Raw genomic sequence first — 9,304 nt, 5'->3', positions numbered from 1 at the left:
GGTACGGCGGTCCGGCCCCAAAGCCTACGTTGCTGCGGCGGCGTTAGCCTACTGCCTGCTCACGGTAGCGCACGATCTTGACGAACTCGTCGGCGTCCAGCGAGGCACCGCCGACCAGGCCGCCGTCGATGTCGGGCTTGGCCATCAGGCCGGCCGCGCTCGACGACTTCACCGAACCGCCGTACAGCACCCGGACCTTGCCGGCCAGCTCGGCGTCGTACAGCTCGGCGATCCGCCCGCGGATGGCGGCGCAGACCTCCTGCGCGTCCTCCGGGGTGGCCACCTCGCCGGTGCCGATCGCCCAGACCGGCTCGTAGGCGACCACGATCGACTCGGCCTGGTGGGCCGGGACGTCGGCCAGGCCGCCGTCCAGCTGGGCCAGGGTGTACTCGACGTGGGTGCCGGCCTTGCGGATCTCCAGCGGCTCGCCGACGCACAGGATCGGGGTGACCCCGGCGCGGTAGGCGGCCTTCACCTTGGCGTTGACGATCTCCTCGTTCTCGCCGTGGTACTGGCGGCGCTCGGAGTGGCCGATCACCGCGTAGGTGCACTGGAGCTTGGCCAGCATCGGGCCGGAGACCTCGCCGGTGTAGGCCCCGCCGTCGTGCTGCGAGATGTCCTGCGAGCCGTACTTGATCTTCAGCTTGTCGCCGAAGACCAGGGTCTGCACCGAGCGCAGGTCGGTGAACGGCACCAGGACGGCGACCTCGACGGCCGCGTAGTCCTTGTCGGCCAGCGCGAAGGCCAGCTTCTGGGTGTGCTGGATGGCCTCAAGGTGGTTGAGGTTCATCTTCCAGTTGCCCGCCATCAGCGGGAGACGGTCGGTCATGTGCTGTCAGTCCTCCAGAGCGGCGAGACCGGGGAGGGTCTTGCCCTCCAGGTACTCGAGGCTGGCGCCGCCGCCGGTCGAAATGTGCCCGAACTTCGTCTCGTCGAAGCCCAGGATGCGGACGGCCGCGGCGGAGTCGCCGCCACCGACCACGGTGAACGCGTCGCTGTCGAGCAGGGCCTGCGCGACGGCCTTGGTGCCGTTCGCGTAGTCCGGGTGCTCGAAGACGCCCATCGGGCCGTTCCAGAACACGGTGCCCGCGTCGGCCAGCTTGGCCGCGTACAGCTCGCGGGTCCCGGGGCCGATGTCCAGGCCCTCCTGGTCGGCCGGGATGGCGTCCGCGGCGACGGTCGAGGGGTTCGCCGGAGCCTTGGTCTTGAGGTCCGGGAACTCGGCGGAGACCAGGACGTCGACCGGCAGCACGAACTCGACGCCGCGCGCCTCGGCCCGGGCCAGGTACTCCAGGACGGTCGGGATCTGGTCGGCCTGGAGCAGCGAGATGCCGACCTCGTGGCCCTTGGCCTTGAGGAAGGTGTACGCCATGCCGCCGCCGATCAGGATCCGGTCGGCCTTCTCCAGCAGGTTGTCGATCACGCCGAGCTTGTCGGAGACCTTGGCGCCGCCGAGCACCACCACGTACGGGCGGGCCACGTCCTCGGTGAGCTTCTTCAGCACGCCGACCTCGGTGGCGATCAGGTCGCCCGCGGCGTGCGGCAGCAGGGCCGGCAGGTCGAAGACCGAGGCGTGCTTGCGGTGCACGGCGCCGAAGCCGTCGCCCACGTACAGGTCGGCCAGCGCGGCCAGCTGCTCGGCGAAGGCCTTGCGCTCGGCGTCGTCCTTGCTGGTCTCGCCCGCGTTGAAGCGCAGGTTCTCCAGCAGCGCGACCTCGCCGTCCGCCAGCGCGGCGACGGTGGCCGCGGCGCTGTCACCGACGGTGTCGGTGGCGAAGGCGACGCCCTTGCCGAGGATCTCGCCGAGGCGCTCGGCCGCCGGGGCGAGCGAGAACTGCGGGTCCGGCGCGCCCTTGGGACGGCCGAGGTGCGAGGCGACGACCACCTTCGCGCCGGCCGCGGCCAGCTTGGCGATGGTCGGCGCGACGGCGCGGATGCGGCCGTCGTCGGTGATCGTGCGGCCGTCCAGCGGCACGTTCAGGTCGGCGCGCACGAAGACGCGCTTGCCTTCGACACCGGCTTCGATGAGCTCTTCGATGGTCTTCACGGGGATTCGGATTCTCCTGGGGAGATGGTTGATGCGCAGTGAGGCGGCACGGCGCAGGGGCCGCCTGAGAAGTCCTTGAGCGCGGAACGAGGGCCCGGTCGGCACCGTACGCCGACCAGGCCCTCGCCCCTACATCACGTCAGCTCCCGCGAGGTCAGAGCTGCCCGCCGACGAGGCCGACCAGGTCGACCACGCGGTTCGAGTAGCCCCACTCGTTGTCGTACCAGCCGAGCACCTTGACCTGGTTGCCCTGGACCATGGTCAGCTGCGAGTCGAAGATGCAGGAGTGCGGGTCGTTCACGATGTCCGAGGAGACGATCGGGTCCTCGGTGTAGGCCAGGATGCCCTTGAGCGGGCCCTCCTGGGCGGCCTTCTGGAAGGCCGCGTTGACCTCGTCCTTGGTGACCTCGCGCTCGAGGGTCACGACCAGGTCGGTGATGGAGCCGGTCGGGACCGGGACGCGCAGCGAGGTGCCGTCCAGCTTGCCCTTCAGCTCCGGCAGGACCAGGGCGGTCGCCTTGGCGGCACCGGTCGAGGTCGGGATGATGTTCTGCGAGGCCGCACGAGCACGGCGCAGGTCCTTGTGCGGGAAGTCCAGGGTCACCTGGTCGTTGGTGAACGCGTGGACGGTGGTCATCAGACCCTTGACGATGCCGAAGCTCTCGTTCAGGACCTTCGCCATCGGCGCCACGCAGTTGGTGGTGCACGAGGCGTTGGAGATGACGTGGTGGTTGGCGGCGTCGTACTTCTCGTCGTTGACACCCAGGACGATGGTGACGTCCTCGTCGGTGGCGGGCGCCGAGATGATGACCTTCTTCGCGCCGGCGGCGAGGTGCTTCTTCGCGGCCTCGGCCTTGGTGAAGATGCCGGTGGACTCGACGACGATGTCGGCGCCCAGGGCGGCCCACGGGAGGTTCGCGGGGTCACGCTCGGCGGTCACCTTGAAGGTGTGGCCGTCGACGGTGATGCTGTCCTCGGTGTGCGAGACCTCGGCCTGGAGGGTGCCCAGGGTGGTGTCGTACTTGAGCAGGTGAGCCAGGGTCTTCGTGTCGGTGAGGTCGTTGACACCGACGATCTCGATGTCCGCGCCCTGAGCCTTGACCGCGCGGAAGAAGTTGCGGCCGATGCGGCCGAAGCCGTTGATGCCTACCCGGATCGTCACGAACCGATCTCCTCGTTAGGTACGCCGGGCGCGAGGCCCGGCGGGGGTGAGATTTGGGAAGTCCCCGACCGCCTACGACCCTACCCCTCCGGGGCCTGGGACGGCACATCGCGCCGCCTGGTGAGACCGGGCGTGGCGTGCCCCAAACCCCATTTCAGGCCGTCCGGCCCTGGCCCGCCGGGCAGTTGGTCCCAGCTCAGTGGTCTCTACCAATTCGGGAGTGTCGCGGCTGTCCGGAAACGACCGCGGCCGGCGCCCGGGGGTCCGGGCGCCGGCCTTCGTGATCACGGGGTGTGACCGTGGGCGTCAGTTCATCGCCATCTCGTCGGTGAGGCTCGCCTCGGTACTGGGCAGGCCCAGCTCGGAGGCCCGCTTGTCGGCCATCGCCAGCAGGCGACGGATCCGGCCGGCCACCGCGTCCTTGGTCAGCGGCGGGTCGGCGAGCGCGCCCAGCTCCTCCAGCGAGGCCTGCTTGTGCTGCATCCGCAGCTGGCCGGCCGCGGCCAGGTGCTCGGGCACCTCGTCGCCGAGGATCTCCAGCGCGCGGGCCACCCGGGCGCCGGCCGCCACCGCGGCGCGGGCCGAGCGGCGCAGGTTGGCGTCGTCGAAGTTGGCCAGCCGGTTGGCGGTGGCGCGCACCTCGCGCCGCATCCGGCGCTCCTCCCAGGCGAGCACCGACTCGTGCGCGCCGAGCCGGGTCAGCAGGGCGCCGATCGCGTCGCCGTCGCGGATCACCACCCGGTCCACGCCGCGCACCTCGCGGGCCTTGGCCGGGATGCCGAGCCGGCGGGCGGCGCCGACCAGGGCGAGGGCGGCCTCGGAGCCGGGGCAGGTGATCTCCAGCGAGGAGGAGCGGCCCGGCTCGGTGAGCGAGCCGTGCGCCAGGAAGGCCCCGCGCCAGGCCGCCTCGGCGTCGCAGGTGGCCCCGGAGACGACTGCCGGGGGCAGGCCCCGGATCGGGCGTCCGCGGCCGTCCACGAGCCCGGTCTGGCGCGCGAGCAGCTCGCCGTCCTTGACGACCCTGACCACGAAGCGGCTGCCTCGGCGCAGCCCGCCGGGGGCCATCACCACCAGGTCGGAGGAGTGCCCGAAGATCTCCAGCAGGTCCTTGCGCAGCCGCCGTGCCGCCGCTCCGGTGTCGAGCTCCGCCTCGATCACGATGCGGCCGCTCACGATGTGCAGCCCGCCCGCGAACCGCAGGATCGCCGACACCTCCGCCTTGCGACAGCAGGCCCGGGTGACCGGGAGCCGGCTGATCTCGTCCTTCACCGCTGGAGTCATCGCCATGGCCCGATCCTTCCATGTGTCCGGAAAATCCGGTCGTACGCTGCCGCCAACAGCTCGGGGTCGTGTCGCGGCGTCCCGTCGGTGCGGGCCACCGAGCCGAGCACCAGAGCCGCGCCCATCCGTTCGGCGGCCTTCGCCAGGCCGTCCAGGTCGGCCTGGCCGAAGGCCCCGCCGGTGACGGCGCGCTCGTCCACCAGGATCGCATCCACCGCGAGGTTCGGAGCGTGATCGGCGATGACCTCCAGGTGGCGCTGCGGGGTGAAGCCCTCGGTCTCCCCGGGCTGGGGGGCCAGGTTCAGGGTGAGCAGGCGGCGGGCGCGGGTCTCGGTGAGCGCCGCGGCCAGCTCGGGCACCAGCAGGTGCGGCAGCACGCTGGTGAACCAGGAGCCGGGGCCGAGCACCACCCAGTCCGCCTCCCGGACGGCGGTGACCGCCTCCGGGACGGCCGGCGGCTCGTCCGGCAGCAGCCGGATCGACTGCACGGTGCCCGGGGTCACCGCGACGTCGGCCTGGCCGCGGACGGCCGTGACCTCGCCGGGGCGCGCCGGGTCGTGGCCGCGGACGGTCGCCTCGATGTCCAGCGGCACCGCCGACATCGGCAGCACCCGGCCCTGCACGTTGAGCAGCCGGCCGACCCAGTCCAGCGCGGCGACCGGGTCGCCCAGCTTCTCCCAGAGCGCGACGATCAGCAGGTTGCCGACGGCGTGGCCGCCGAGCTCGCCGTTGCCGGTGAAGCGCTGCTGGATCACCTCGGACCAGGTGCGGCCCCAGTCGTCGTCCCCGCACAGCGCGGCCAGCGCCTTGCGCAGGTCGCCCGGGGGCAGCACGCCCAGCTCCTCGCGCAGCCGGCCGCTGGAGCCGCCGTCGTCGGCGACGGTGACCACGGCGGTGAGGTCGCTGGTGAGCCGGCGCAGCGCGGACAGCGAGGCCGACAGGCCCTGCCCGCCGCCGAGCGCGGTGATCCTCGGGGCCGGGTTGGCGCGGGCGGGACTGCTGCGCGGACGGCCCGGCGCCGTGGGCCGGGCCGGGCTGCCCGCCCGGTCACCGGTCCTGCTCTGCGGCTGCCGCCCGGGCACGTATCCCGCCACACTCACCTCGCGTTCCTCGGCCCGCCGACCACTCCGCCGGCGGGCCCGGCAGGGCGGCGGCGGTTACTCCCGTCCCATGTCACGGTGGACGAGCACCGTCTCGACTCCGTCGGCGATGAGACGCTTGGTCAGACGCTCGGACATGGCGACGCTTCGGTGCTTGCCACCGGTGCAGCCTACGGCAAGCGTCATGTAGCGCTTCCCCTCGCGGCGGTATCCCTCGGTGATGATGCGCAGCAGCTGGGCGTAGCCGTCCAGGAACTCGTTGGCTCCGGGCTGCTGGAAGACGTAGCCGGCGACGTCCGCGTCGGTGCCGGTACGGGCCCGCAGTTCGGGCACCCAGTGCGGGTTGGGCAGGAAGCGGCAGTCCACCACGAGGTCGGCGTCGACCGGCAGGCCGTACTTGAAGCCGAAGGACATCACGGTGGCGCGCAGCTCGGGCTCGTCGTGGTCGGCGAACTGGGCGTCCAGCTTGGCGCGCAGCTGGTGCACGTTGAGGTTGGAGGTGTCGATCACCAGGTCGGCCTCGCCGCGCAGGTCGCGCAGCAGGTCGCGCTCCAGGGCGATGCCGTCCACGATCCGGCCGTCGGCCTGCAGCGGGTGCGGGCGGCGGACGCTCTCGAAGCGGCGCACCAGCGCCTCGTCGGAGGAGTCCAGGAAGACGACCCGCAGCCGGACGCCGCGCTTCTCCAGCTCGTCCAGCGAGGTGAGCAGGTCGTCGAAGAACTGCCGGCCGCGGACGTCCACGACCACGCCGATCCGGGCGACGTTGCCCTGGGAACGGGCGCCCAGGTCGACCATGGTCGGGATCAGGGCCGGCGGCAGGTTGTCCACCACGAACCAGCCGAGGTCCTCCAGGCACTTGGCGGCGGTGGAGCGGCCGGCTCCGGACATACCGGAGATGATCACCAGCTCCGGCGCGTTCTCGGCCACGTCTGACACGGTCACTTCGGTTCCCCGCTCTCGGTCTTTCTGCTGGGGAGTACGCGTACGGCTCGGCCGCCCTTCCCCGGCCCGGGCAGGCGGGCGGGGCCGGGGCACACCGGCTGACGGGCGGCGTCGGCCGTCATGGCGTCTCCTGGGATGGTGCGGTCTGGGGTGCTGCGGCCACCGGCCCGGCGGCCTGCTCGGCCCCGTCCTCGATGATCTCGCCGGTCGCGGTGTTGACCGCGGGTGCGGCGGGTGTACGGGACGACAACGCCTCCGCAACAGTCTGCGCGGTGCGGCGTCCGATGCCAGGTACCTCGCAGAGCTCGTCCACGGTGGCGGCCCGGAGCTTCTTCAGCGAACCGAAGTGCTTGAGCAGCGCCCGGCGGCGAGTCTCGCCGAGGCCCGGGACGGAGTCCAGTTCCCCGGCGGTGAGTCGCTTGGAACGCTTGTTGCGCTGATAGCTGATCGCGAAGCGGTGCGCCTCGTCGCGGACCCGCTGGAGCAGGTAGAGGCCCTCGCTGGAGCGGGGCAGCACCACCGGGTCGTCCTCGCCGGGCAGCCAGACCTCCTCCAGGCGCTTGGCCAGGCCGCACAGCGCGACGTCGTCGATGCCGAGTTCGTCCAGGGCGCGCCTGGCGGCGGCGACCTGCGGCTGGCCGCCGTCGACGACCAGCAGCTGGGGCGGGTAGGCGAAGCGCTTGGGGCGGCTCTCCTCGTCCCGGGTGCCGGCGGCGCCGGTGTCGGGGTCGTCCTCCTCGGGGACGGCCCACTCGCCGGTCTGCTCGCGCTCCTGGAGGTAGCGGCGGAAGCGGCGGCTGATCACCTCGTGCATCGAGCGGACGTCGTCCTGGCCCTCGAAGCCCCTGATCTGGAAGCGCCGGTACTCGCTCTTGCGGGCCAGGCCGTCCTCGAAGACGACCATGGAGGCGACCACGTCCTCGCCCTGGAGGTGGGAGATGTCGTAGCACTCGATGCGCAGCGGGACGGAGTCCAGCTCCAGCGCGTCGGCGATCTCCTGGAGGGCGCGGCTGCGGGTGGTGAGGTCGGAGGCGCGCTTGGTCTTGTGCAGTGCCAGCGCCTGCTGGGCGTTGCGCTGCACGGTGGCCATCAGGTCCTTCTTGTCCCCGCGCTGGGGCACGCGCAGGTCGACCTGGCTGCCGCGCAGGCCGCCGAGCCACTCGCGGACCGGCTCCGCGGGCTCCGGCAGGGCGGGGACGAGCACCTCGCGCGGGACGGACTCGCCGCCGCCGTAGAGCTGCTGGAGGGCGTGCTCGACCAGGCCGGCGGTGTCGACGTCCTCGACCTTGTCGGTGACCCAGCCGCGCTGGCCGCGCACCCGGCCGCCGCGGACGTGGAAGATCTGCACGGCGGCCTCGAGTTCGTCCTCGGCCAGGGCCAGCAGGTCGGCGTCGGTGGCGTCGGCGAGCACGATGGCGTTCTTCTCCATCGCGCGCTTGAGGGCGCCGATGTCGTCCCGCAGCCGGGCCGCCTTCTCGTACTCCAGCTCGGCCGCGGCCTCCTGCATCTCGTCTTCCAGCCGGCGCAGGTAGTTGCCGGTGCGCCCGGCCATGAAGTCGCAGAAGTCCTCGGCCAGCGCGCGGTGTTCGTCCGCCGAGACCTTGCCGACGCAGGGCGCGGCGCACTTGCCGATGTAGCCGAGCAGGCAGGGCCGGCCGACCTGGCGGGCGCGCTTGAAGACGCCGTTGGAGCAGGTGCGGACGGGGAAGACGCGCAGCAGCAGGTCGACCGTCTCGCGGATCGCCCAGGCGTGCCCGTACGGGCCGAAGTAGCGCACGCCCTTCTTGTGCGCCCCGCGCATCACCTGGACCCGCGGGTACTCCTCGTTCAGGGTGACGGCGAGCTCCGGATAGCTCTTGTCGTCGCGGTACTTGACGTTGAACCGCGGGTCGTACTCCTTGATCCAGGAGTACTCCAGCTGGAGCGCCTCGACCTCGGTGGCGACCACCGTCCACTCCACCGAGGCGGCGGTGGTGACCATGGTCGCGGTGCGCGGGTGCAGGCCGGCCAGGTCCTGGAAGTAGGACGACAGGCGCGGCCGCAGGCTCTTGGCCTTGCCGACGTAGATGACCCGGCCGTGGGCGTCGCGGAACTTGTAGACGCCGGGGGAGGTCGGGATCGCACCGGGCGCCGGGCGGTAGGTGCTCGGGTCAGCCATGGGTCCACCGTACCGAGTGGGGCCGGGGCCGCGGGGCGGAGATCGTCAGGGGGGACCGTGGCGGTCGGGAGGCGCTCAACTCGGTCAGCTCGGGGTCACCTTGAGGTTGCCGGCCTCGACCGTGACGGTGTAGGCGGGCAGCGGGGAGGAGGCCGGTCCGTCCTGCACGGCGCCGTCGGTGATGGCGAACCGGCTGCCGTGGCAGGGGCACTGGATCTGGTTGTTCTTGACCTGGTCCACGAGGCAGCCGGCGTGGGTGCACCGGGCGTTGAACGCCTTGTACTGGCCGGCGGTGGGCTGGGTCACCACGATCTTCTGCTCGCGGAAGACCTTGCCGCCGCCCTCCGGCACGGCCGAGGCCGGGCCGAGGTCGACCGGGCCCTTGGGGGCGCTGCCACTGGAGGACGAGGAGCTGCACCCGGTGACCGCCACGGTGCCGCCGGCCGCCAGGACGGCCGCGGCCCCGCAGAGCACGGTGCGGCGGGAGGCGGTGGGGCTGGTCTCGGGGGCCTCGGACATCGGTGCGCTCCTACGGGTACGGCTGTTGCGGGGACCACGGAAGTCTATGTCGCGCCCACCCCGCCGCTCCCGGGAGTCCCCGGGTGCGGCGGGGT

The 9,304-nt window shown here is 72.2% G+C and carries 8 protein-coding genes; all 8 read right to left on the bottom strand.

The features are described from left to right. Positions 1-43: 43 nt before the first annotated feature. Entirely contained in the window at positions 44-829 is a 786-nt protein-coding gene (tpiA, locus tag ACFU7Z_RS28960; RefSeq protein ID WP_049649614.1) for a triose-phosphate isomerase, read from the bottom strand. 6 nt (positions 830-835) lie between these two features. Further along, positions 836-2,047 carry a phosphoglycerate kinase gene (locus ACFU7Z_RS28955; RefSeq protein ID WP_049649613.1) on the bottom strand — a complete coding sequence of 404 codons (1,212 nt, stop codon included), beginning with the start codon at positions 2,045-2,047 and terminating at the stop codon, positions 836-838. Between the two features lie 154 nt (positions 2,048-2,201). Next, positions 2,202-3,209: a type I glyceraldehyde-3-phosphate dehydrogenase gene (gene gap / locus ACFU7Z_RS28950; RefSeq protein ID WP_049649612.1), complete on the bottom strand. Its 1,008-nt coding sequence runs from the start codon at positions 3,207-3,209 to the stop codon at positions 2,202-2,204. A gap of 306 nt (positions 3,210-3,515) precedes the next feature. Further along, positions 3,516-4,496, bottom strand: coding sequence for a DNA-binding protein WhiA (gene whiA / locus ACFU7Z_RS28945; RefSeq protein WP_049649611.1), 981 nt, complete (start codon positions 4,494-4,496; stop codon positions 3,516-3,518). Further along, entirely contained in the window at positions 4,487-5,584 is a 1,098-nt protein-coding gene (gene yvcK, locus ACFU7Z_RS28940; RefSeq protein WP_079271949.1) for a uridine diphosphate-N-acetylglucosamine-binding protein YvcK, read from the bottom strand. Before yvcK ends, whiA begins: the two co-directional genes overlap by 10 nt. A gap of 63 nt (positions 5,585-5,647) precedes the next feature. Beyond that, positions 5,648-6,532, bottom strand: coding sequence for an RNase adapter RapZ (gene rapZ, locus ACFU7Z_RS28935; RefSeq protein ID WP_234348205.1), 885 nt, complete (start codon positions 6,530-6,532; stop codon positions 5,648-5,650). Positions 6,533-6,650: 118 nt separating this feature from the next. Next, positions 6,651-8,690: an excinuclease ABC subunit UvrC gene (gene uvrC, locus ACFU7Z_RS28930; RefSeq protein WP_380780642.1), complete on the bottom strand. Its 2,040-nt coding sequence runs from the start codon at positions 8,688-8,690 to the stop codon at positions 6,651-6,653. Between the two features lie 84 nt (positions 8,691-8,774). After that, the gene (locus ACFU7Z_RS28925) at positions 8,775-9,209 is read right to left on the bottom strand and encodes a Rieske (2Fe-2S) protein (protein WP_074001678.1); all 435 of its coding nucleotides are present in this window, start codon (positions 9,207-9,209) and stop codon (positions 8,775-8,777) included. Positions 9,210-9,304 lie beyond the last annotated feature (95 nt).

Origin of the sequence: Kitasatospora sp. NPDC057518 (genome assembly GCF_042802075.1) — a bacterium.
In the GTDB taxonomy this organism is placed as follows: domain Bacteria; phylum Actinomycetota; class Actinomycetes; order Streptomycetales; family Streptomycetaceae; genus Kitasatospora.
The sequence above is the reverse complement of the archived record's forward strand: the minus strand, read 5'-3'. Positions and strand labels throughout refer to the sequence as shown.

Coding starts and splice junctions, on each gene's coding strand:
- uvrC (WP_380780642.1), bottom strand. CDS start 8,690: ATGGCTGACCCGAGCACCTACCGCCCGGCGCCCGGTGCGATCCCGACC.
- ACFU7Z_RS28925 (WP_074001678.1), bottom strand. CDS start 9,209: ATGTCCGAGGCCCCCGAGACCAGCCCCACCGCCTCCCGCCGCACCGTG.
- whiA (WP_049649611.1), bottom strand. CDS start 4,496: ATGGCGATGACTCCAGCGGTGAAGGACGAGATCAGCCGGCTCCCGGTC.
- tpiA (WP_049649614.1), bottom strand. CDS start 829: ATGACCGACCGTCTCCCGCTGATGGCGGGCAACTGGAAGATGAACCTC.